The organism is Nannocystis punicea (assembly GCF_026965555.1).
GTDB classification, from domain to species: domain Bacteria; phylum Myxococcota_A; class Polyangia; order Nannocystales; family Nannocystaceae; genus Nannocystis; species Nannocystis punicea.
The window spans coordinates 7,296,591-7,319,841 of sequence record NZ_CP114040.1 but is presented as its reverse complement, the minus strand read 5'-3'; the positions used below and the strand labels follow the sequence as shown (position 1 = coordinate 7,319,841).

Annotated in this window: 16 protein-coding genes; 10 read left to right on the top strand and 6 right to left on the bottom strand. The window is 71.6% G+C overall.

Annotation, left to right across the window (positions count from 1 at the left end; all coding sequences use genetic code 11):
• Window positions 1-163: 163 nt before the first annotated feature.
• The 5 genes from O0S08_RS28160 to O0S08_RS28140 all read left to right on the top strand — a co-directional run bounded on the left by O0S08_RS28160 (window position 164) and on the right by O0S08_RS28140 (window position 10,311).
• Window positions 164-1,069, top strand: coding sequence for a family 2A encapsulin nanocompartment shell protein (locus O0S08_RS28160; RefSeq protein WP_269032420.1), 906 nt, complete (start codon window positions 164-166; stop codon window positions 1,067-1,069).
• The gene (locus tag O0S08_RS28155) at window positions 1,056-3,065 is read left to right on the top strand and encodes a family 2A encapsulin nanocompartment cargo protein cysteine desulfurase (RefSeq protein WP_276082549.1); all 2,010 of its coding nucleotides are present in this window, start codon (window positions 1,056-1,058) and stop codon (window positions 3,063-3,065) included. The genes O0S08_RS28160 and O0S08_RS28155 overlap by 14 nt, the downstream gene beginning before the upstream one ends.
• Before the next feature lie 4 nt (window positions 3,066-3,069).
• Complete coding sequence (locus O0S08_RS28150) at window positions 3,070-4,029, top strand: rhodanese-like domain-containing protein (RefSeq protein ID WP_269032419.1); 960 nt, start codon at window positions 3,070-3,072, stop codon at window positions 4,027-4,029.
• A gap of 151 nt (window positions 4,030-4,180) precedes the next feature.
• Window positions 4,181-9,922: an ATP-binding sensor histidine kinase gene (locus O0S08_RS28145; protein WP_269032418.1), complete on the top strand. Its 5,742-nt coding sequence runs from the start codon at window positions 4,181-4,183 to the stop codon at window positions 9,920-9,922.
• A complete protein-coding gene (locus O0S08_RS28140) occupies window positions 9,919-10,311 on the top strand; it encodes a response regulator (RefSeq protein WP_269032417.1) in 393 nt (130 codons plus the stop codon). The genes O0S08_RS28145 and O0S08_RS28140 overlap by 4 nt, the downstream gene beginning before the upstream one ends.
• A 10-nt stretch (window positions 10,312-10,321) precedes the next feature.
• Here the strand turns inward: O0S08_RS28140 and O0S08_RS28135 are convergent, their stop codons facing one another.
• Both O0S08_RS28135 and O0S08_RS28130 read right to left on the bottom strand, forming a co-directional pair.
• Window positions 10,322-10,660 (bottom strand): hypothetical protein, encoded by a 339-nt coding sequence (locus O0S08_RS28135; protein ID WP_269032416.1) that lies wholly within the window; start codon window positions 10,658-10,660, stop codon window positions 10,322-10,324.
• A gap of 223 nt (window positions 10,661-10,883) precedes the next feature.
• Window positions 10,884-11,945: an outer membrane protein assembly factor BamB family protein gene (locus O0S08_RS28130; protein WP_269032415.1), complete on the bottom strand. Its 1,062-nt coding sequence runs from the start codon at window positions 11,943-11,945 to the stop codon at window positions 10,884-10,886.
• Window positions 11,946-12,222: 277 nt separating this feature from the next.
• Here O0S08_RS28130 and O0S08_RS28125 point away from each other — a divergent pair, with 277 nt between their 5' ends.
• The 3 genes from O0S08_RS28125 (at window position 12,223) to O0S08_RS28115 (ending at window position 15,465) form a co-directional block, all read left to right on the top strand.
• Window positions 12,223-13,461 (top strand): MYXO-CTERM sorting domain-containing protein, encoded by a 1,239-nt coding sequence (locus tag O0S08_RS28125; RefSeq protein ID WP_269032414.1) that lies wholly within the window; start codon window positions 12,223-12,225, stop codon window positions 13,459-13,461.
• 222 nt (window positions 13,462-13,683) lie between these two features.
• Complete coding sequence (locus O0S08_RS28120; protein ID WP_269032413.1) at window positions 13,684-14,589, top strand: DUF4241 domain-containing protein; 906 nt, start codon at window positions 13,684-13,686, stop codon at window positions 14,587-14,589.
• A 573-nt stretch (window positions 14,590-15,162) separates the two neighbouring features.
• On the top strand, window positions 15,163-15,465 hold the full coding sequence (locus tag O0S08_RS28115; protein ID WP_269032412.1) for a hypothetical protein: 303 nt from the start codon (window positions 15,163-15,165) through the stop codon (window positions 15,463-15,465).
• A 242-nt stretch (window positions 15,466-15,707) separates the two neighbouring features.
• Here the strand turns inward: O0S08_RS28115 and O0S08_RS28110 are convergent, their stop codons facing one another.
• The 4 genes from O0S08_RS28110 to O0S08_RS28095 form a co-directional block, all read right to left on the bottom strand.
• The gene (locus O0S08_RS28110; RefSeq protein WP_269032411.1) at window positions 15,708-17,135 is read right to left on the bottom strand and encodes an NHL repeat-containing protein; all 1,428 of its coding nucleotides are present in this window, start codon (window positions 17,133-17,135) and stop codon (window positions 15,708-15,710) included.
• A gap of 700 nt (window positions 17,136-17,835) precedes the next feature.
• Window positions 17,836-18,339, bottom strand: coding sequence for a hypothetical protein (locus tag O0S08_RS28105; RefSeq protein ID WP_269032410.1), 504 nt, complete (start codon window positions 18,337-18,339; stop codon window positions 17,836-17,838).
• A gap of 415 nt (window positions 18,340-18,754) precedes the next feature.
• On the bottom strand, window positions 18,755-20,272 hold the full coding sequence (locus O0S08_RS28100) for a hypothetical protein (RefSeq protein WP_269032409.1): 1,518 nt from the start codon (window positions 20,270-20,272) through the stop codon (window positions 18,755-18,757).
• A 94-nt stretch (window positions 20,273-20,366) separates the two neighbouring features.
• Entirely contained in the window at window positions 20,367-21,110 is a 744-nt protein-coding gene (locus O0S08_RS28095) for a hypothetical protein (protein WP_269032408.1), read from the bottom strand.
• 292 nt (window positions 21,111-21,402) lie between these two features.
• On the opposite strand from O0S08_RS28095, the gene O0S08_RS28090 reads away from it, so the two are divergent.
• Both O0S08_RS28090 and O0S08_RS28085 read left to right on the top strand, forming a co-directional pair.
• On the top strand, window positions 21,403-21,663 hold the full coding sequence (locus O0S08_RS28090; protein ID WP_269032407.1) for a hypothetical protein: 261 nt from the start codon (window positions 21,403-21,405) through the stop codon (window positions 21,661-21,663).
• Window positions 21,660-23,186 (top strand): hypothetical protein, encoded by a 1,527-nt coding sequence (locus O0S08_RS28085; RefSeq protein WP_269032406.1) that lies wholly within the window; start codon window positions 21,660-21,662, stop codon window positions 23,184-23,186. The genes O0S08_RS28090 and O0S08_RS28085 overlap by 4 nt, the downstream gene beginning before the upstream one ends.
• The last annotated feature ends 65 nt before the right edge of the window (window positions 23,187-23,251 follow it).

Sequence of the window (23,251 nt, the reverse complement as noted above, 5' to 3'; positions counted from 1 at the left end):
CGTCGTTCCGCCGCAGGAACGGCGTTATACGCATTGGGTCGCCCCGGCGACACGAGCGACGAATGGCGATTGTGCAGCGGGCCTTTCTGTTAGCCTGCGGTCTGCCGCCGCGTGAGCGTCCCATTTCGGCTCGCGAGCGGCGCTCTCTCGGAGCCCCTCGACCATGGCAGAACGACGAACTTCGATCGGCGAGCGCGCCGCACGGCACCTCGCGAACACCACCAAGACTCCGCCGCAATGGCGCGGCGCGACCCCGCGTTGGCTGACGCAGATGTTGCCGTGGACGCCGGTCGAGGCCGGCGTCTATCGCCTCAATCAGGCGCTCGACGACGACTTCGAGGTCCGTTGCAGCCCCGAGTCCGGTGAGCCGCTGCCGCGCGCGCTGAGCGACTACGACCTGCAACCCCGCGAGTTCGTGCTCACGTCGATCACGACCACCGTGGAGATCGACACGCGGGTGTCGGACCTGTTCCGCAGCCCGATGGATCAGGTCAAGGAGCAGTTGACGCTCGCGGTCGAGAAGCTCAAGGAGAAGCAGGAGAACGAGCTGCTCAACAACCGCGCGTACGGCCTGCTCAACAACGTCGATCCCGACATGCGCATCGCGCCGCGCAAGGGCCGGCCGACCCCGGACGACCTCGACGAGCTGATCTCGACGGTGTGGAAGGAGCCGGCGTTCTTCCTCGCCCACCCGAAGGCGATCGCCGCGTTCGGCCGCGAGTGCACCCGCCGCGGCGTGCCGCCGGCGATCGTCACGCTGTTCGGGTCGCAGTTCATGACCTGGCGCGGGCTGCCCCTCGTGCCATGCGACAAGCTGCCGATCAAGGGCAACAAGACGGACATGCTGCTGCTGCGCACCGGCGAGCGCAAGCGCGGCGTGGTCGGCCTGTTCCAGCCCGGCATCCCCGGCGAGGTCAGCCCGAGCCTGTCGGTGCGTTTGATGGGGATCAACCAGGCGGGCGCGGCCTACTACCTGCTGGCGCTGTACTGCTCCGTCGCGATCCTGACCCACGACGCGGTGGGGATGCTCGAGGGCGTCGTCATCGATCACTACTATGACTACACTTGATCCGAAGGAGCTGGGCCTCCTCACGTCGCTGCTGCCGACCGCGTCCGCGACGCCCACGAGCGCCGCGCCGACCCCCGGCGTCGCGCTCGCCGGCGCCCGCGTGCCCGGGGCGCCGACCGTGCCGGACTTCGATCCCGCCGCGCTGGCGACGATGATCGGGCGGATGGCGAACGACATGTTCGCCGCGCCGCCCGCTCCCGCCGAGCTCGAGCTCGAGCTCGGCCCGGGGGCGCGTCCGGACGTCGAGTACCACCAATACCCGCCGAGCCCGGAGCTGCCGGGCGCGCCGACGACGACGCCCGCGCCGGCCGCTCGCGGCCCGGCGGCTGCGGTGCCCGCGGCAGGGCCGGCGAGCTCGCCGGTCCCGGCGCAATCGCTGGAGGCGCCGTCGAAGTCGCCGCAATCGACGGCGTCGGCGCAACCGCCGATCCTGTCGCCGTCGCCGCAATTGTCCGCACCGACGGCGACGCAATCGCCGTTCGCCGACGCGGCGCCGAGCGAGTGGTCGCAGTCGCCGTTCGCGGCGCCGCTGCGCTTCGACGGGCTCGGCGAGGTCGAGCTCGGGGCGCTGGCCGAGACTGCGCTCGAATCGGTGGCGCTGCTCGACGGCGTGGTCGCGGTCCCGGAGGTCGCGCCCGAGGGCTCGGCGCTCTACTGGTTGCCCGCCACCTCCGCGGCTGCGCCGGCGATCGATCTCGGCGGCTTCGAGGCGCACGAGTTCTCGCCGCTCGCGGGGCCGACCCTGCGAGGGCCCGGGGTGTTCGATCCGTACGCGCTGCGCCGCGAGTTCCCGCTCCTGCAGGAGCGGGTCCACGGCAAGCCGCTGGTGTGGCTCGACAACGCCGCGACCACGCAGAAGCCGCAGGCGGTGATCGATCGCCTGGCGCGCTTCTACGAGCGCGAGAACTCGAACATCCACCGCGCGGCGCACACGCTCGCGGCGCGGGCGACCGACGCCTACGAGAGCGCGCGCGAGTCGGTGCGGCGGTTCCTCCACGCGTCGTCGACGCGCGAGGTCGTGTTCGTGCGCGGCGCGTCCGAGGGCATCAACCTGGTGGCGCAGAGCTGGGGCCGGCGCAACGTCGGCGCCGGCGACGAGGTCGTGATCACCTGGCTCGAGCACCACGCCAACATCGTGCCGTGGCAGCTGCTGTGCGCCGAGCGAGGGGCGCGGCTGCGGGTCGCGCCGGTCGACGACACCGGCCAGATCGTCCTCGAGGAGTACGAGAAGCTGCTGAACCCGCGGACGCGGCTGGTCGCGCTGCCGCAGGTGTCGAACGCGCTCGGGACGGTGACGCCGGCGCGGGCGATGATCGAGATGGCGCACCGGCACGGCGCGGTGGTCCTGCTCGACGGGGCCCAGGCGGTCTCGCACATGGCCGTCGACGTGCAACAGCTGGACTGCGACTTCTACGTGTTCTCCGGCCACAAGGTGTTCGGGCCGACCGGCATCGGCGTGGTGTTCGGCAAGCAGGCGCTGCTCGACGCGATGCCGCCGTGGCAAGGCGGCGGCAACATGATCCAGGACGTGACCTTCGAGCGGACCACGTATCACCCGGCGCCGGCGCGCTTCGAGGCGGGCACCGGCAACATCGCCGACGCCGTCGGGCTCGGCGCCGCGCTCGAGTGGCTCGTCGCCGTCGGCCTCGACAACGTCGCGCGCCACGAGCACGACCTGCTGGTCTACGCGACCGAGCGACTGGCGACGGTGCCGGGGCTGACGATGATCGGCACCGCGCCGGGCAAGGCCGGGGTGCTGTCGTTCGTGCTGGCCGGGCAGAAGACGGAGGAGGTCGGCGGCCTGCTCGACCGCGAGGGGATCGCGGTCCGCTCGGGCCACCACTGCGCGCAGCCGATCCTCCGCCGCTTCGGGGTCGAGGCCACGGTGCGCGCCTCGCTGGCGCCCTACAACACCTGCGAGGACATCGACGCGCTGGTCGCCGCCCTCCGGCGCTTGCAGTCCGGTCGGCCCGGCCAGCCCGCTGCGCTACAATGAGGCGGTGCCGCGCATCCTGACCCCCCGAGACGCCGAGCCCCTCGTCGCCGCTGGCGACCTCGACATCGTCGATGTCCGCGAGCCCGACGAGTGGGTCTCGGGTCACGTGCCCGGGGCGCGCTCGGTGCCGCTGGCCGAGCTGCGCGACGCGCCGCGCGACAAGGTCCGCGGCGAGCGCGTGCTGTTCGTGTGCGCCCGGGGCATGCGCAGCCTGACCGCGGCGAAGCTGGCGGAGCAGGCGGGGCTCGTCGAGGTGTACTCGCTCGACGGCGGGACGAGCGCGTGGGCCGACGCGGGCCTGCCGATCGAGCGGTCGCCGGCGCCGGCGCGCGAGCCCGCGGCGGCCGCGGACGAGCCCGAAGACGGCGACGCGGGCTCGAGCTGCGGCGTGCCCGAGCCGACGCTCGACGCGATCGTCGGCGCCAACCTGCGCGAGCTGCGGGCGCGCAAGGGCCTCTCGCTCGACGTGCTCGCGCGCCAGACCGGCCTCGGTCGCTCGCTGCTCGGGCAGATCGAGAACGGCCGCGTCTCGCCGTCGGTCGGCGTGGTGTGGAAGATCGCCCAGGCCTTCGACGTGCCGTTCTCCGCGCTGCTCAGCAGCCCGCAGCGGGCGATCACTCGCGTGATGCGCGGCGCCGAGGCGCGGCGGCTCGTCAGCCCCGACGGCCGCTTCTCGTCGCGCGCCCTGTATCCGCTCAACGAGCAGACCCCCGCCGAATTCTACGAGCTGTTCTTCGCCGCCCACAGCCGCGAGGACGCCGAGGCGCATCGGCCGGGCACCAAGGAGATCCTGATCGTCACCGCGGGTCGCCTCGAGCTCGAGATCGGCGGCGAGCGGTACGAGCTGGCCAAGGGCGACGCGATCTCGTTCGTCGCCGACGTGCCGCATTCGTACGTCAATCACGGCAGTGAAGATTGCTGGGCCAATCTGGTGATGACATACGCGTTCGGCGCCCGCGAATGAGCGCCGGGGACGTCGCGGCGAGCGGCGCGCGCCTCGCCATGAAGCGACCGGCTCGCCCGCGGTGTTCCGTGTTCGGCGCGTGACGCGGACGAACGCGGAAAAACCCGTAGCAGGAGCCTGCCCGAGCGCAGCCGAGGGGACGACAACCCTTTTGGATTTCGCCCGTGGGGCACGCCACGGTTATCCGGTGGGCGACGCAGGGACAGCGGACCCAGCCAAGTACCGCGCCACCGGGCTGCTGTGTCAGAGCCCCGGCGCGGGCGTCTACCGCGCGATTCGGGTGGAGGACAACCGCGCGGTCGTCATCAAGACGCTGGACCCGCGGCTGCGTCCGGCGCGGGAGGTCGAGCGATTGCGGGCGGAGTACGAGCTCGGGCGATCGCTCGACATCCCGGGGACGGTCAAGCCGCTCGCGCTCGACACATATCGCGGTATGCCCGCGCTGGTGCTCGAGCATTTCGACGGCACGTTCCTCGAGCAGCTGCTGACCACGACGCCGCTGCCGATCGATCGCTTCCTCGCGCTGGCGATCGGCATCGCCGCCGCGGTCGAGGAGCTCCACCGGCGCGACCTGGTCCACAGCGATCTCAAGCCGGACAACATCGTCGTCGACCCCGTCCGCAGCGAGGTCAAGCTGGCCAACCTCGGCGCCGCCTCGAAGCGGCAGCGCGACCCGAGGAGCGCGGAGACCCCGTGGTTCCACGCGGGCTCGCTGCCGTACATGTCGCCGGAGCAGACCGGGCGGATGAACCGCCCGCTCGACTGCCGGACCGACCTCTACTCGCTGGGCGTCACGTTCTATCGCATGCTCACCGGGCGCCTGCCGTTTCGCGCCAGCGACCCGCTCGAATGGATCCACTGTCACGTGGCGCGGCGCGTCACGCCGCCGGCATCGTTGCGACCGTCGGTGCCGGCGGTGCTCTCGGCGATCGTGCTCAAGCTGCTCGCCAAGGTCGCGGAGGACCGCTACCAGAGCGCGCGGGGCCTCCGCTGCGACCTCGAGCGGTGCCTGGCGGCCTGGCGCACCCGCGGCCGGATCGAGTCGTTTCCGCTCGGCGAGGACGACCTGTCGGAGCGGCCCTGCGTGCCGCAGGAGCTCTACGGCCGCGAGCGCGAGCTGACCGCGCTGCTCTCCGCCCTCGACGCGGTGGTCGAGACCGGCGCGCCGGGCGTGGTCGCGGTGTCCGGCTATTCGGGGGTCGGCAAGTCGTCGCTGGTCCACAAGCTCCAGCGGCCGATCGTCCAGGCGCGCGGCTTCTTCCTCTCCGGCAAGTTCGATCAATACCAGCGCGGGATCCCCTATGCCACCATTTCGCAGGCGTTCCGCGCGCTCGTCCGCGACATCCTGGCCGAGCCGGAGGCGCGGGTCGCCGAGTGGCGCGGGCGGCTGACCGCGGCGCTCGGGCTCAACGCGCGCCTGATCGTCGACGTCATCCCCGAGCTGGCGCTCATCGTCGGCGAGCAGCCGCCGGTGTCGGAGCTGTCGGGCTCGGAGACGCAGAGCCGCTTCCATCTGGTGTTTCGTCAATTCCTCGGGGTGTTCGCGGCCCGCGAGCACCCGGTGGCGCTGTTCCTCGACGACCTGCAATGGGTGGACCCCGCCAGCCTCGAATTGCTCGCTCACCTGGTCACGCACCCCGACGTCCACCACTTTTTGTGGATCGGGGCGTACCGCGACAACGAGGTGGGCGCGGCGCATCCGTTGATGTCGGCGCTCGCGCGGGTGCGCAGGGCGGGGGTGTCGGTCCGCGACATCGTGCTCGCGCCGCTGTCCGAGGAGCACGTCGAGGCGCTCGTGACCGCGACCTTCGGCGGCCGCGTCCAGGACGCGCGGCAGCTCGCCCGGCTCGTCCACGACAAGACCGCGGGCAACCCGTTCTTCGCCCTGCAGTTCCTGAGCATGCTCCACCAGGAGGGGCTCGTCGCGCTCGACGTGTCGTCCGGGCGGTGGTCGGCGGACATCCCGCGGATCCGCGTCAAGGCGTCGACCAACAACGTCGCCGAATTGATGGTGCGGACCTTGCGGCGATTGGCCACACCGGCGCGGGAGGCCCTCAAGCTCGCCGCCTGCCTCGGCGGCGTCACCGAGGTCGGCCTGCTCGCGGCGCTCGCCGACCGGCCCGAGGAGGAGCTGCACCAGGACCTGGGTCCGGCGGTCCGCTCGGGCCTGGTGCTCCGCGACGGCGACGCCTACAGGTTCGCGCACGACCGCGTGCAGGAGGCGGCGTTCTCCCTCATCCCGGCGGAGGCGCAGGCGGAGGTCCACCTGCGGATCGGTCGCCTGTTGCTGGCCCGCCTGTCGCGCGAGGAGCTGGACGCGCGGGTGTTCGAGGTGGCGAGCCACTTCGAGCAGGGCGGGCACCTGCTCGCGCGGGCGGACGAGAAGGTGCGGGTCGCCGAGCTGCACCTGGCGGCCGGGCGCAAGGCGAAGGCCTCGACCGCCTACGCCGCGGCGACGCGGTACTTCTCGGCCGGGATCGGATTGCTCGGCCCCGACGTGTGGGAGGCCCGGCACTCGCTGGCCTTCTCGCTCGGGTTCGGGCGGGCCGAATGCGAGTACTTGCAGGGCCACTTCGACGCGTCGGAGTCGCAATTCGCGGCGCTGTTCGAGCACGCGCAGACCCGGCGCGAGCGGGCGGAGATCCGGCGGGTGGAGGTCGACCTGTTCACGAGCCGGCAGGAGCTGAGCACGGCGGTGGAGCGCGGGATCGACGGCCTGCGGCTGCTCGGCGTCCAGCTGTCGGCCCATCCGACGCGGGCCGAGGTGCGCCGCGAGCTGCAGTCGCTCTGGGACGAGGTCGGGGGGCGGCGGATCGAGGACCTCATCGATCTGCCCCCGCTCACCGAGCCGGACATGCGCGCCGCCCTCGGCATCCTCGCGGTGCTGTTCGCGCCGGCCCTCAACACCGACCCCGAGCTGCCGTTCCTCTGCTACTGCCGCATGGTCGAGATCAGCCTGCGCCACGGCAACGGCGAGGGCTCGGCGCTCGGCTACGCGTACTTCGGGATGGTGCTCGGGCCGCAGTTCGGCCGCTATCGCGAGGGGTATCAGTTCGGCAAGCTCGGCTACGATCTGGCCGAGCGGCGCGGGCTCATCGCCCATCGCGCGAAGCTGCACTGCATCTTCGGCGATTGCATCTGCTTCTGGACCAGGCACCTCCGCGGCGCGCTGCGCTACCTCGAGGTCGCGTTCCAGGCCGCGCTGCAGACCGGCGATCTGACCTTCGCCTGCTACTGCTGCAATCATTACGTGGCCGACCTGCTGGTCCTCGGCGAGCCGCTCGACCAGATCGAGCGGGAGACGGAGAGCCGCCTGGAGTTCACCCGGAACGCCAACTTCGCCGGGTCCTCCGAGGTGCTCGTCGGCATCCTGCGGCTGGTCCGCAACCTCCAGGGGCGGACCGAGAGCTTCTCGAGCTTCAGCGAGGCCGGCTTCGACGACGCCGCTTATCAGGCGAAGATGGACGAATCGCCGTGGACCGTCGTCAAGTGCTGGTATTACATCATGAAGCTGCAGGCCCGCTTCCTCTCGGGTGATTACGTGGCGGCGCTGGCCGCGGGCGACCGGGCGGCGCCGATCTTGTGGTGCTCGCTGGCGCACATTCAGGAGCCCGAGTACTGGTATTATTATGCCCTCGCGCTGGCGGCCGACGTGTCGCACGCTCCGCCCGAGCGGCAGCTGGAGGCGCTCGGGGTGCTGGCGCGGCACCAGGCGAAGCTGGCGGAGTGGGCGGCGACCTGCCCGGAGAACTTCAGCCACAAGCACGCGCTGGTCTCGGCGGAGATCGCCCGCCTCGAGGGCCGCGAGCGCGACGCGCTGCACAATTACGATCGTGCGATCCGCGGGGCCCGCGAGCACGGCTTCGGGCAAAATCAGGCGATCGCCGACGAGCTCCTGGCCCGCTACTACCGCGACCGGGGGCTCCTGATGCTGGCCGAGACGCACCTGCGGGCCGCGCGGGCCGGCTATGTGCAATGGGGGGCGCACGGCAAGGTCCGTCAGCTCGACGAGCTCGAGCCGCGCCTGAGCGAGGGGAGGGCGCTCGCCGGCGACGAGGCCGACGCGGTCACGGCCGATCGCATCGATCTGTTGGCGGTGACCAAGGCTTCGCAGTCGATCTCGAGCGAGATCGTGCAGGAGAAGCTCCTGCGCCGGCTGCTCGGCGTGGTGCTCGAGCAGAGCGGCGCGAACACGGCCCACTTGATCCGGATCCGCGGCGGCGAATGGTCGCTCGAGGCCAGCGCCACGCTCGACGAGTCGGGGATGCGCGCGGACCTGCAGCGGCGCGGCGCGGAGGCGCTGGCGCGGCTGGTCCCGACGTCGATCGTGCAATACGTGCACCGCACGGGCGAGCGCGTCCTCCTCGACGACGCCCGCGCCGACCCGGGCCGGTTCGGGCTCGACGAGTACGTGCGCACGGTGCACCCGCGCTCGCTGCTGTGCGTCCCGATCCGTCGCCGCGGCGCGGTGCAGGACGTCCTCTACCTCGAGAACAGCCTGGTCACGAGCGCCTTCCGCAGCGAGCAGCTGACTGTCCTCGAGCTGCTGGCGTCGCAGGCGGCCATCTCGCTGGAGAACGCGACGCTGCTGGCCCAGGAGCAGGCGGCCCGCCAGGCCGCGGAGGAGGATCACCGGCGCGCCGCGTTCCTCGGCGACGCGAGCAAGCTGCTCGGCGAGTCGCTCGACTACGAGGAGGTGCTGCACCGCCTAGCCGACCTCTGCGTGCGCACGTTCGCCGACTGGTGCGCGATCGACATCGTCGAGGACGGCGAGATCCGCCGCCTCACCTCGAGGCCGCCCGATCCCACGAAGGCGGCCCTGCTCGAGGAGCTGCGGACGCGCTATCCCCCGCGCATGGACTCGAACCACCCGTCGGCCCACGTGATCCGGACCGGCACACCGCTGCGCGTCGACATGAGCGACGACTACGTCGCCCGCTACACCGTCGACGAGGGCCACGCCCGGCTGCTGCGCGCGCTCGTGGCCGAGGCCGGGATCGTGGCGCCGCTCCTGGCCGGCTCGCGGATCCTAGGCGCCATCACGCTGGCCTCGTGGCGGCCGGGGTTCCGCTACGTGGCCGCCGACCTCGACCTGCTCGTCGAGCTCGCTCGCCGCGCGGGCATCGCGATCGACAACGCCAGGCTCTACCTCCAGGCCCAGGCCGCGCTGCGCCTGCGCGACGAATTCCTGTCGGTCGCCTCGCACGAGCTGCGCACGCCGATGACGTCGCTGACCCTGGCGCTGCAGACGATCGTCAAGGCGGCGCCGGGCGGCAAGCCGCTCGATCCGCAGATCGCCGGCAAGCTGCTCGACCTGGCGATCCGTCAGTCGGGGCGGATGAACCGCCTCATCGGCGACCTGCTCGACGTGTCGCGCATCGAGACCTGGCAGCTCGCGCTCACGCTCGCGGAGGTCGAGCTGACCGCGCTCGTGCGCGAGGTCGTGGCCCGGTTTCAGCCCGATCTGGCCCGCTCGGGCAGCTCCGTGTCGATCGCGGCCGAGGGCCCGGTGGTCGGCCGCTGGGACCGGTCGCGGCTCGAGCAGGTGGTGTCCAACATCCTCTCGAACGCGGCCAAGTTCGGCGCCGGAGCGCCGATCGAGATCGCGGTCGGCCGCGCGGACGACCTCGCGCGAGTGACGATCACGGACCACGGGATCGGCATCGATCCGGCCCGCCTGACGCGGATCTTCGACCGCTTCGAGCGCGGCGTCTCGGCCCAGAACTACGGCGGGCTCGGCCTCGGCCTTTACATCGCCCGCCGGATCGTCGAGGGCCACTGCGGCTCGATCCGCGTCACCAGCACGCCGGGCGCGGGCTCGACCTTCACCGTCGAGCTGCCGTGCCCGCGGCCGACGCCGGCCGAGACCCATGACGGAGGTTGCTCCTCGTGATTGCAGAGAAGAAGCCCTGCGGTCTGGTGCTGGTCGTGGACGACGACCCGGACGTGTGCGAGACGCTGCAGACGGTGCTCGAGGTGTCGGGCTATCGCGTGGCGGCCGCCGGCAACGGCCGCGAGGCCCTGAAGACGCTGCGCAGCGGGGTCCGCCCGTGCCTCGTCCTGCTCGACCTCATGATGCCGGTGATGAACGGGGTCGAGTTCCGCAACGAACAACGCGAGGACCCGGCGATCGCGGCGGTGCCGGTGGTGGTGGTGTCCGGCGACCACTGCGTGGCCGAGAAGGCGATGGCGATGGGCCTGGAAGGGCTGAGCAAGCCGATCGACATCGACGACCTGCTGCAGCTCGTCAGCCGCTTCTGCGGGCCGCCGGCGGACGGGTGAGGGCGGTGATTCAATCGTCGACTTCGTAGCCGTGGAGGGTGTGCTGGGCCCAGTTGAAGGTGTTGTGCACCACGATGTCCTGGCCGGCGGCGAAGGCGATGCCGGTCGGGAAGGTGAGGTGATGCAGCTGCCGCAGCGATTCGAAGATCCGGTTGACCGCGACGCGCGAGCCCGATCGCAGCATGCGGGCGGTGGCGGTCGCCTGACCGTCGAGCGACATCGTCCACGACGTCACCACGAACACCCTGCCGGCCGGCACGGTATAGACGATGTGCACGCCCTCGCTCGCGGTATCGAGGGTGAGGACCCGAAGGTCGGCCGGTTCGATGCAGCATTTGTCCTTTGCCATGAGTAACTCCCAAACAGCGGCGATGGCGGGCCCGACATGAGCCCGGCGAACCGCTCGCCGTCAAAGTAGCCGGGCCGAGGCGCCCGAGCCACGCGCAAGACCGCCACGGGCGCCGCTGCTCACGAATCGCAGCGGCCCAGCCTCGCGGCCGGCGATAGTCGTCGGCCTCATTGTGCAAAGCGCCGACGCCGACGAAGGAGCGGCCGCGGCGTCGTCCGCCCTGTCACGTGAGGCCGTAGTCGCCGACTCGAGCTTCCCACACCTGCTGGCCGCGCACGATCCGCGCGCAGTAGCCCCGGAGGCCCCGCTCGCGGTAGACGACGAGTTCATCGCCCTCGCAGACGAGCGTCGCCGGCTTGTGGGTGGGAAAGCAGCGGTGCCACAGGCTCACGTGCGCCTCGGCCGGCGCGAGCTTCATCAGTCCCTGCGCGGTCTCGACGTAGACGAAGTCATCATCGACCGCCGGCTTGCCGACGATCTGCGGGATCTGTCCTCGGAGACAGATCTCGCGCTGTCCGGTCGCCGCGTCGATCCGGCACAGCTCGCCCGCGGTCGTCACTGCGAACAGGGACGCGCCGCGCCAGGCCAGCTCCGCCGTGCAGGCGATGGCATCGAGGCGCCAGGCGAGCCGGCCGTCGCGCCGCGCCAGCGCGAACAGCTCGTGGTCCTCCGAGCGGGCGACGACGTGGTCTCTCGTGGTCACCAGGGGCCACGCGAGCGGCCGCGGCAGCGGGGCCAGCCAGCGCGGCGCGAGGGTGTGCGGATCGAGGGCGGCGACCAGCCCTTCCTGGCCCGAGAGCCACAGGTCGTCGCGGTCGTGCTGGACCGCGAGCAGCGAGCGGTCGAAGTGCTGCTCCTTCCGCGCCTCGCCGGTGTACCGCCAGAAGGCGCGCAACCACCCGAGCGAATCGCCGAACACGACGGTGTCGCCGACGACGCAGGGGTCCCCGGCCAGAAAATGATCGAAGGACCCGGGCTCGGCGCGATACGCCGACTGCCAGCGCACCGCGCCGGTCGCGAGGTCGAGCGCGTGAACGCGGTGGATGCTGTCGACCACGAACACGAGCCCGCCCGTGTGCACGGCCTGCGACAGCCGCGGCGCATATTTCCACGGAGGAGGATACTCCCAGCGGACCTTGCCGCTGGTGCGCTCGAGGCAGAACAGGATGTCGCGCCCGGCCCCGACGCTGCAGCCGCCGGTCACGAGCACGCAGTCGGCCAGGACGACGGGTTCGCGCCGGCGGGTGAACGGAGTGAGCTCGTCGAAGTACCGGACTGTGGACATGGGACCGACGGCGTGTCGCGCCATTGTAGCGCGCTCGCGGCCGGGTCCCGAGCGGCGGAGCCTCGCCGCCGAGGCGAGAGCGCCTGGCAGGTGGTCGTCGAGCGCGACCGCGCCGGGCTCGCGGCCGCAGTGATACGCGCGTCGGCCTCGCTGCCGCGGTGACGCGGAGGGATGGCCTCGCGGGGGTCCTGGGCGGTCCCCGCTCGATGTCGTGCGCGACGCGAGGTCGTGCATCGGCTCGACGTGGCGGGCGGCGATCCGTGCGAAGCTCGGGCCCATGACGCGCAAGCACTTCTTCCCCTTGATTACGACTTGCCTCGCCTCGTTGGTGCTGATCGGCGGCGCGCTGGCGCCGAAGCAGGCGCGCGCCTGCGACCCGGTGTTCGACGAATGTCTGGCCGACCTCGAGCTGTTGACGGAGGGCCCGCTGCCGCTCGACGGGGGCCTGGTGTGGCGGCCGGTGTTCGTCACTCCGGAGGCGGCCTCGTTCACGGCCGACGGCGTGACGACGGTGGTGGTGACGCCGATGGGCGGCGGTCCCGAGGTGCCGGGGACGGTGTCCGGGGTCGCGGGCGTGGAGGTGATCGTGTGGCGACCGACGGAGCCGCTGCCGGCGGACACGAGCTTCGACGTCGAGATCACGTTCGCCAACAGCGAGCTGTTCTGCTTCGGCGACTTCGAGCCGACGCTGACCCGGCAGTTCACGGTGGCGACCGGCTCGGAGACGGCGCCGCCGCTGCTGGTGCCGGAGCTGACGGGCGAGCCCAGCGTGCGGGTGAGCGACTCCGTCCGCGGCGACACTCTGGTCTGCTGCGACGGCGCCTTCCCGACCTGGACGATGGTCGACGACTGCGGGATCGGCCTCGACTGGTCGGAGGGCATCTGCGCCTCGCTGTCGGGCGTCGGCTGGCTCGAGGCCACGCTCACGCTCGACGCCGACGCGGTCGCGGCGGAGGGCGGCCAGGTCGGTTACACCTTCGAGTCCGACGCCGGCAACTACGCCTTCCCGGCCGGGACGGCGCAGATCTCGGTGACTGCGTCGCAGCCGATCTGCGGCACGGTGCGCGCGACCCGGCTGGCGACCGGGGAGGAGACGGTCGGATCCGAGGTGTGCTTCGGACTGGAACTTCAGGACATGTTGGGCGAGCAGGCGATCGATCCGCTGCCGGCGCTGGCGGCCTGCGTCGGGCAGCCGTACACCTGCGAGCTCCTCGACAACGACGAGAGCTGGGACCCGAACGCCTGCACGCCGTGGCCGGACGGCTCGGCGCCGACGACGAGCGCCGGCAGCGAGGGCTCGGCGGGCGAGAGTGATTCGTCCGCGGGCGGCAGCGCGTCGAGCAGCGAGGGCAGCGAGAGCAGCGCGAGCAGCGAGGGCGGCGGCAGCGACTCCGACACCGCCGGGACGGATACGGACAAGGGCGGCTGCGCGTGCGCGGCCGGGCCGGCGGAAAGCGGGTGGGGCCTCGCGGCGCTGCTGCTGCCGTGGCTCGGCCGGCGACGCTCGCGTCGTTGAGCGGGTCTGCGAGGCACGATGGCACGAGCTCGAGCCGTGGCGGCCAAGAAAATGTGGTGAGCCTCGGCGAGGGGCACGTCGCTCGAATGGACGACGTGCTCGACTGCTGGCGCAGCTGGCCGACGTGTCCGAGCTCGTCGATGCATTCGCCAGGCGCGGGCGGACGCCCGGAGCGCCGCGAGCTCGGCTTGCGGCGCTCCCTGTCTCCGTGATACCCGGGAGATGCAGCTCCTCTGCTTCTCGTTCATGGCCAGGCCGCAGGATCGAAGGGTCGTCCAGGGGGGTCCCTTCGCAAGGATGGAGGCGGAGCTCCTCGCGCCGGAGGGGGACGGCTGGCGCGTGCGGATCGTGATGCTCGACCGGCCTTTCGAGACCGTGGTGTCCGGCGTGCACCTCGGTCTCGAACCAGCCCCGCCGCCCTCCGTCCAGATCCGGGCGACCATGCCGCCGTGGGACCCTGCGCTGCTGTTCGCCTCGCCCGACGCGGTCTTCGGCCCACCCGGCGCAGTCACGGTCCGACCGGGGCCCGCGCTGCGCCTGACGAGCGGACGGATCGTCGGCTTCGACCCGACCAACGCGGCGTTTCTCGCCGAGGACTACGCGCCTTACGAACGCTCCGTGGCACCGGGCCTGTACCCGTCGTGGGTATGTGTGGACAGGGGCACCGGGAACGTGTGCGCGGTGAAGCTGCGCTTCGCCGATCGACCGGTCGCGCGCTGGAGCGTCGCCGGCGTCGCCCCCGCGGATCATCTGCGGATCGCGTCGCGCTTCAACACGCCGCCCACACAGTCGTTCGCCTACGAGTGCCGGGGCTTTGCAGCGCTCGTCGACGCGGACGCGAGGACGTGGATCCGCGAGCACGCGGACGCCCTTCCAGGCGATGTCCTGGAGGCCATGGTGGGCGCCCCCGCCGACCGGACGGCGCGCGCGCCCGACCAGGTCCTGCGATTCGGCGACGACGACCTCGGTCCGGAGCTGCTGGTGCTCAGGGCGCACGACGGCCGCCCCTGTCGCGCATGGTGGGGCGAGGACCACGACGGCGAGCTGGTCGCGCTCGTGGCCGATCTGTACAGCCGCGGCTACCACCGTGCGCGTGCGACCGCGCGAGCACGTGCGAGCCGCCGGTGAGCGGCCGCGGCCGATCCTCGTGCTTGCGCGCCGCGAAGCGCTTTCGTGGGAGCGGGGCCGCGGGCCGCGGCCCGCGAGGCACGAGGCCGACGGGCGAGCACAGACGCTCGCGCCGCGGCCGTGACTCGAATCGCGACCTCGAAGCATTTGGGCGAAGATCGTCGCGGAACGCGGAATCGCGCCGCGGCCGGGTCACTGCGGATGACCGGGCGTCACGAATACGAGGTCCCGAGCGTCCTCGACCGGTCGAGGGCCCGGCGGCCGCAGCGATCACCTGTTAACCATGGTCTGAAATCGCAAGGCACTTTACCGCGCGGATTGAGGCGACAGGGCGTCTGCACGAGCTGATACAGGCCATGGCTCTCCCCGCATAAACGACGTTCGCCGGAAATGCGCAGACTCCCGTGGACGCCCGGAGCCTGACCTCCCCTCGTAAATTTCCGGCTGAATCGAAGAGAAAGGCGCTACGAACTCGTCGCGTCTTTGGGTAAGATCTATTCGCTCGAATCGAAGATCCACCCATTCGATGTCCTCAGGAGGTTTCGTATGACAATGCCGGCCCAGGATTCTCCAGTGACCACGGAGCAGATCGCTCAAGCGCTCAACATCAAGTCGTTTCCCGAGGCGAAGCCCGGCAAAAACTGGCACAGGGGTCCAGACGGAGGCGGTGCGTTCGAGGCGTGGTCGCGTGAATATGGTTACCCGGACGGGTTTCCGATGTACGGCAGCGTGACGGTCGGGAGCGAAGAACTTCACATTTATTATTTGAACGATGCAAACGACGCGCCGATCATTCTCCGGAGAGGAGAGACCCCGAAGACGTACAATGTCCCGCCCAAGCCGAAGAGCTCCACAGCGGGCCGCCAAAATTCGTAGGACCGCACCCGCGGGGCACAGGAGCCTGCGCGCCCTGGAGCGGCAAAATCACGGCGAGACCGCCTCGCCGTGAATCAGCATTTCCGTCCGCATCTGTACGACCGCGGCCCCCGCCACGCACGCGCGCGCCAGGCCGCGCGAACTCGTGCGATTCGCGCGTGAGCGAGTGCAGGGCGCGACGGATCCTCGCGCGGACGTGAGGCGAGGAGCCTCGCCCGAGCCGGGCTCGGCTGCGGCCCGCGTCACTGCGGGAGGACCAGCTTGAGGCCCTGGCCGGTCATGTCCGAATAGGTGTAGGGGTTGATGAGGCCGGTGACGACCAGCTTGATCTCGTAGGTGTCGGGGTCGACCTTGTAGGCCTTGTTGGCCTTGTCGACGACCCACACGTAGCCCTCGTTGTCGATGCTGACGCCCCAGGGCGAGCCGCAGTCGGGCAGGGCGATGTTCTGATTGGTCCAGGTCTTGGTGTCGCCGTCGAGCTCGATGAGGCGGCAGGGGCCGTTGGCAGCGCCCCAGACGCGGTTCTCGTCGTCGACGGCGATGCCGAGCGCGCCGCCGCCGTTGTTGCCGCCGTTGCCCATGCCCTGCCACTGCTTGGCGACCGGGTCGTAGAAGTACATGTGGTCGGTGCCGGAGAAGCTGCCGACCCACATGTTGCCGTTCTGGTCGACGCCCATGCCGTACTTGTACTGGCCGGGGGAGAGGCCGATCTCCTCGATGGCGAGGGTGGCTGCGTCGATGCGGATCGAGACCTCGTTGTCGTAGCCGATGACGAACAGGTCGCCGGCGGAGTTGACCGCGCCGCCGTAGGGGCCGAACGAATTGGTGGTCCAGCCGGCGCGCTGGACGTCGTCGAGGATCGCGCCGGTGTCGCCGGCGAGGCGGGCGAAGTGGGCGACGCCGGTCACGTCCTTGTAGCCGACCCACAGCCGCGGCACCGGCGTCTCGCAGCTGACCGGGTCCTGGGCCACGCCCTCCCACGCGGTCGGCCGCGCGCCGCCGTAATAGCCGTCGGCCAGCGGCAGCGGGGTGTGCCACACCACGCATTCGTCTTGACCCCACGGGCGGATGTCGTTGGGCCCGGTGGAGGTGTCGATCATGCCGTTGCCGTTGTTGTCGACGCACTTCTCCGGCAATGCCATGACCTTGGTGACGCTGCCCGGGTTGCGGTTGCTGACCGCGACGTCGCCGAACTGATTGACCGAGGTGCGCGAGGGCTCGCCGCTGTTGGGCACCGGGTTGGTGTAATAGCGGCCCTCCTCGACGCCCGTCATCGTGTTGATCTTCGAGACGGTGCCCTGGGTGGTGTTGGCGATCCAAATGTAATCGAAGGTGACGGCCTGACCGTCGGGCGGACAGACCGGCGGACCGCCCATGTCGAGCTTCATGCCGCCGGTCGTGGTGGTGGTCGCAGTCGTCGCGGTGCCGTCGGTGCTCGCGGTGCCGTCCGTGGCGGTGACGCCCTCGGTGGTGGTGCCGGTCGGCGTGGTGGTGGTGGTCGGCGCAGTGGTGGTCGGCGCGGTGGTGCTGGTGCCCTGCGTCTCGCCCTGCGTGCCGGTGCCGGTGGGCGGCTCGTCCGTGGTCTGCGTGGCGGTGCCGGTGCCGGGGTCGGTCATCGTGCCTGCCGTGCCGGTCGGGTTCGTGCCCTGGGTGGCCGTGCCGTCGCTCATCGTGCCGCTGCCGGCGTCGCCGCATCCGTGAATCGCCGCGACGATGGCGAGGGTAATTGCGCTGAAATCTCGGCGAAGATGAGTAGGACCACGCATCCCGAGATGAGAGCAGAAACCCTCGATCGAGACAAGCGCGGGGGCGCTCCACGGGCCGCGGAAGGGCCGTGAGGCGGGGACGGCTGGGCGGCCGGCGTGAGGGGGTCGGGAAAGAGCGCAGGACGAGCTCGGTCGGACCCGCGCTCGAGACCGCGCCGGAGATGAGGCGGTTGAGGACTTCCACCCTGCGCCCCGGCGACGAGCGCCGGGGCGAGGGAATCGCGACGAGCCGCGAGCGCGAAGCCGACAGAGACGCGTCGTGCGAGCAGCCGTGTCCGCATCGCGCGAACGCGATTGGGCAGGGCCGGCAGACCGATTGCACGATCCGTACGAGCAGGATCTCGGCATCGCGCGAACGCGATTGGGCCGGCGAGACGGGGCCCGATTGCACAATCCGGGTGAGTCGTATGTCGGCATCGCGCGAACGCGATTGGGCCGGCGGGGCGGGCAGGCCGATTGCACAATCGGCGATTCGCCGGACTTCGTGTGGCGAGCTCTCGCGCCGGCGAGTGAATCTTCGGTCGAGGCCCGCTGCGCGAGCGGCCGCGGTCGTGCGGGCAGGTCGGCGCCGGGGTGCGTCCTTCGGGGCGCCGCGATCGCGCGATCAGGGCTTCGAATCGTCGCAGCACTCTTCGGTGATTCGGCACGTGCAATCGCAGCCGAGCGAGCCGGTCGGATCGCCGGTGGTGGGGTTGTCGGGCAGGACGCCCCCGGTGGTGCCATCGGTCGTCTCGGCGCCGGTGCTCGGCTCTTCGTCGGCGTAGGTCTCGCAGAGCCACTCCGCCCAATCGACGGCGCCGCCCTCGAACTTGTCGCAGGCGTCGTTGAAGGGGGTCCAGGGCCCGAGCACCGAGGTGCACTGGCAGGTCCAGACGTGGCCGGCCTCTTGCCCGAAACACAGGCCTCCGACGGAGGTGTCGCCGGTCGTGTCGGGGCCCGTCTCGGTGGTGACGCCCGTGCCGGAAGTCGCGGTCGTGCTGGTGCTCGCGGGCGGATCGTCGACCGTCGTCGAGGGGCCGGTGTCGCTGCCCCCGGTGTCCTCCCCGGGCGCCTTGGGACCGCAGTCGACGAGGAAGAGGAGGGCTGCGAGGAGGCCGAGCGTGCGCACGAGGAGCATTTTGCAAGGCACGGGCCAGGGCGCAGCTCGTCCGCCTGCAGGAGAACCATCGTCGGCCGCCTCGAAAGCTCACGACACTCGCGGCGGCGAGCTGCGGCACAGGCGTCGCGGGAGGGCGAGCGGGACCCGCTGGGTTCACCGTGAGGCGCTCGCCGCCATCGTCGGTATGGACGGATCCAGCGAGCCCCACCGGCCTCATCGGTGCATCCTGCGGAGACTCCGAGCGGCTCCGCTCGCGTCGCGCGGGCTGCTTCGCGCCCATTTCGAGGAGATGTCCGACGAGACGGGTGATTCGAGGCGGCCGTGTCCAGATCGATCGGTCACCGACCCGGTCCTCGAGCGGCTCCGCTCGATGTCGGCGCGATCGCATCGCGCATCTTTTTATAGAGATGTCCGGAGGGACATGTCATTCGAGTCGGCCGTGCCAGATCGACCGGTCGCCGACCTGGTACGACCCGCAGATGGCGAACTCGAGCGCGCCGGCGAGGCCGGCCTGGTAGGTCGGGGATTCGACGTAGATGGCCGAGGGCGCGCCGAAGCCCGGGCCGGCCTCCGGCACCTCGACTACCTCGGCGGCGGCCCAGTCGACCGGCCCGCTGTCCGGCGAAGGGGCGCGCAGCAGCTGGACGCCCAGGCCGCCGGCGCTGCCGCGGATCAGCCACAGGCGATCGCCGGCGGGCCGGGCGAAGCGGGCCCGGTAGGTGTCGGCGAACACGTGCAGCGGCGCGGTGTGGCCGGCCCAGCCGGCGCCCGCGGGGCGGTGGTAGTAGGCGACTGCGCCGTCGAAGGTCGCGAGGACGTGGGTGTCGCCGGCGGCGTCGTGGTACAGGTCGGCGCCACTGCGGACCAGGGCGGCCGGATCGGGTGGCTCGAGGGACAGGAACGCAGGGACCTGTCCCAGGGTGACATCGGCGACCACCGCGGCGTAGGTGCCGTCGGGGTACTTGCCGGTGAAGGTCTGGCCGACGAGCGTCGGCTGGCCGCCGGGGGTCGCCATGGCGTGGACGTAGCCGAGGTCGTTGGCGCCGCCGAGGTCGACCTGGACGGGGCCGTTCCAGCCGCCGCCGAAGTTGTAGGTGTACAGCCATTGACCGGGGCCGCCGTTGTCGCCGACGACGGTAAACCACACGACCCGCGCGCCGGGCCCGAGGACGGCCGCGCCGACGTAATTCGACGAGGGCGGGGTGGTGTAGACCTGGCCGCTGACGAGCACCGCGTTGCAGGCGTGAATCGACGGATCGGCGGTGTCGAGGTAGCACTCCTCGAGGAAGTGCTGCTGGACGTTGACGCCGTAGGTGAGGATGGTGGAGCCGACCAGCACGCTGGCGGCGTTCTGCTGGACGCCGTCGGTGTGCGGCTGCTCGGCCACGAGGCTCCACGCGGGCTCGCCGGCGCCGCGGCGGAAGTAGCGGATGGTGCGGTTGTGGTAGACATCCTCGCCGGCGTCGACGTGGAACCACAGGCTGTCGTCGGGCGCGCGCATGAGCCCGCGCAGGTGCGGGCCCCAGCCGCCGTGCATCTCGACGTAGGCGCGGTTGTCGTCGGTGATCAGCGCGAGCGCGACGCTGGGCGGCGGCTCGTCCCCGGTGGTGCTCGCAGATGTTTCGGGGAGCGTGGTGCTCGGGTCGAAACCGGTGGTGGTGGGAGCGTCGCCGGTGGTGGAGGTCGTCGAGGTCGAGGTCGTCGGAGCGGCGTCGGTGGTGGAGGTCGAGGTCGTCGGTGCGGCGTCGGTGGTGGGCGTCGCGGTCGTCGTGGGGCTGGTCGTGACGAGGGTGGTGGTCGTCGGTTCGTCGGTGGTGCTCGCGTCGCCGCCGGGACAGGCCGTGGCGAGCAGCAGCGCCGCGATGTACGAGCCCGTGCGCGCGCACGACGGGCTCGACGGAGGTCGGCGATGCGGGTGGACGCCAGCGTCGGCGGTCGGCATGACGCCATGGTGACGCGAGGTCGAGCTGCGGCTCAAGCGGTCGTGCGGCGCGAGGACGCGCCCCGCCGAGCGCGACTGCTGGCGGCCCGAGGGCTCAGAAGCCGCAGCAGCGCGCGGCCGCGGCGAAGATGCCGTCGCCGGAGGCGCACACGCCCTCGGCCGGGCACTCGCCGATGTTCTCGCCGCCCTCGAGGCAGGTGCAGGTCGGACCGTCGCAGATCATCTGCTGCAGCGGCGCGTCGGGGCACTCGAACTGCAGCTCGCACGCGTCGTCGCCCCCGAACACGCTCTGGGCGCACTCGTCCCCGGCACACGCGTCGGTCACTGCGGCCTCCTGCTCGCCGCACGCCCCGCCCTCCTCGAGCGAGGCCAGGAGCTCCTCGCAGCTCAGGGCGACGGTGCAGGCGAGGAGGTCGAGGTTGGCCTGCTTGCATTCGCCGACGAGGCCGAATTGATTGCTGTTGCAGCCCTCGACGCAGCCCTCGAGGTCGGGCTGGAAGCCGCACTCGCCCCAGCGCTCGCAGTAGGCCTGGCAGGCGGCGAGGACGGCGGGATCGGGCTCGGGCTTGTCGGTGGTGACGCCGGTGTCGGTGGTCGGGTCGCCGGTGGTCGCCGCCGTGGTGGTCTCGCCGTCGCCCGTGGCGCTCGCGCTGGAGGTGGTGGGAGGCGGCTCCGCGGTGTCGTCGGTGGTGCTCGCGGCGTCGGTGGTGGTCGAGGCGTCGGTGGTCGAGGCGTCCGTGGTCGCGTCGGTGGTGTCCTGCGGGCCGTCGCCGTCGTCGCCGCAGGCGCCGGTGAACAGGAGCATCGCAAAGGTGGATACGAAGATTCGGGTGGACATGATAATCCTACGCGGTGCGTCGATTCGCGGGCCCGAAGGCCGTCCGCGTCGCCGCGCCGCGAGGGAGTAGCTGCGAGAGGCGGGGCAGCGGATCACTGCGGGGCGCCGAGTCACGCGAGCACACCCGCACACGGACGCGTCGCCCGAGCGCGTGGGGCGATGAAACCAGGCGTGCCGAGCTTCGAAGGGGCCAAAAGGTTTCACGCGCGCGTTCGCTGGCGCCTGCCTCGGCGCACCGCGTGGAGCCGCGGGTCTGTGCGCGGGCGGCTCGGGCGAGTATCCTCGCCGGGTGATGCCTCGATCTCGCCCGGAGCGGTGGTTGATTCGTGTGGTCATGGCCGGCGCGCTGGGGCTGACGGCCGCGGAGGCGCGCGCCGACATCATTCCTGAGCCGCGGCGACCGTCGGAGTGGAAGGAGACGCCGCCGCCGATGCCCGAGCCGCCGCCGGAGAAGGAGCTGCCGACGCTGCCGCTCGTGGTGCTGCTGGCGGTCGCGGTGGCGACGGCCTCGGCGCTGCGTCTGCGCCAGCCGGCGGCGCAGGTGTGCGGATGAAGCGAGCCGCGCACGTCTACGCGGAGCGGTTCGCGGTCGAACGCGACCCGGCAAGCGCCGCGCAGCAGCAAGAGGCGGCGCGGTGGGAGATCGGGCCGTTCGATCGGGGGTCGGTGCCGGAGGCGTCGCTGTGGCTGCACGGCGTCGAGATCGAGACGAAGCAGCGGGTGTGGATCGCGCTGCGCGGCCATCCGGTGGGGTGGGTGGCGAACGTGGAGACCGAGGTCCGGGCGCGCGCGGTGATGGCGTCGCGGTCGCCGTTCATCGTCCCGGTGCTGCACGCGGGGCCGGGGATCGTGTACGCCGAGCCGCCGCCGGCGCGTCCACGACCGCAGCTGCGGGCGGCCGACGCGGCCGCGTGCGCGGTGCAGGCGTGCGAGGTCGTGGCGCAGATGCACGCGCTCGGCGAGGCCGCGCCGTACTTCGGGCCGAGCCACCTGCGCCTGAGCGAGCGCGACGGGGTGTGGCGGATCGCCTGGTTGCTGCCGGGGCAGTGGGCCCTCGATTCGCTCGACCGCCAGCTCGCCGAGCGCGCGCGCAACCCCACGGGGAAGAAACGGCCCGCGCCGCGAAGGACGGAGGACTCGCCGATCACGGTCGCGCGGCGAGCCGTGGTCGAGCTGTTCGCAGAGCTGCTCGGGCCGCACGAGCGAGCGGGCAGGGACGAGCTCGAGCGGATCCGTCGCAAGGCGACGGAGTGCGCGGACATGCCGGCGCTGGCGCGGCTGTTCTTGCCGCTGGTGGCCGAGCCGGTCGAGTGCGCGGCGCGGATCGAGGCGATGCCGGTCGTGCGCACGGTGCCGAAGCGCGAGCGCGACTGGGACGCGATCATCCGCGACGGCGAGGCGACGCTGCCGTCGATCTCGCGCAAGAACGCGGCGTACGTGGCCCTGCCGCTGGCGTGCGCGTATCACCAGCGGGCCACCCGCAGAGCCGCCGCGGGCGAGCCGGCGCTGGCGCTGGAGGACGTCGAGCGGGCGCTGAAGCTCGATCCGTGCGTCACGTACGCGGCCACGCGGGCGGTCCTGCGCGATCGACTGGGGCAGCGCGCCGCGGCTCGTGCCGGACTGGCGACGGCCACCGTCGCGGCCCGCGCGACGTTTGCGGCGGGCGGAGTGGTGCGGGACAACAATGGCGTGATCGTGGGCACCGCGGAGCGGGTGGCGCCGGCCGATCTGGCGCACGCGCTGGAGGTCGGCGGCTTGCTCGCGCTGCACGACGACGAGCCGGTCGAGGCGATGGACGCGCTGCTGGAGGCGTTCACGCTGGCCCCGACCGCCGCCCGCGCCCACGCGCTCGGCGCGGCGCTGTTCCGCTGCGGTCACGTGGCGGCCGCGGCCGACTACGAGGCCCGATCGGTCGCCCTCGCGCCGGACGAGCCGCGATACGTCTGGGCGCTGGTCGGCAGCCTGCTGCGACTCGGTCGCGCGGAGGAGGCGAGAGAGCAGGCGCTCGCGCTGCTGCGCCGCTCGCCCGACGACGCGGCGCAGCGCGAGAAGTTCGCGCGAGTGTTCGGCGCGTGAGCCGATCGAGGTGAATCCCGGCGCGATGGAATCGGCATGAGCTTCGGGACATGTCGATAAAGGCA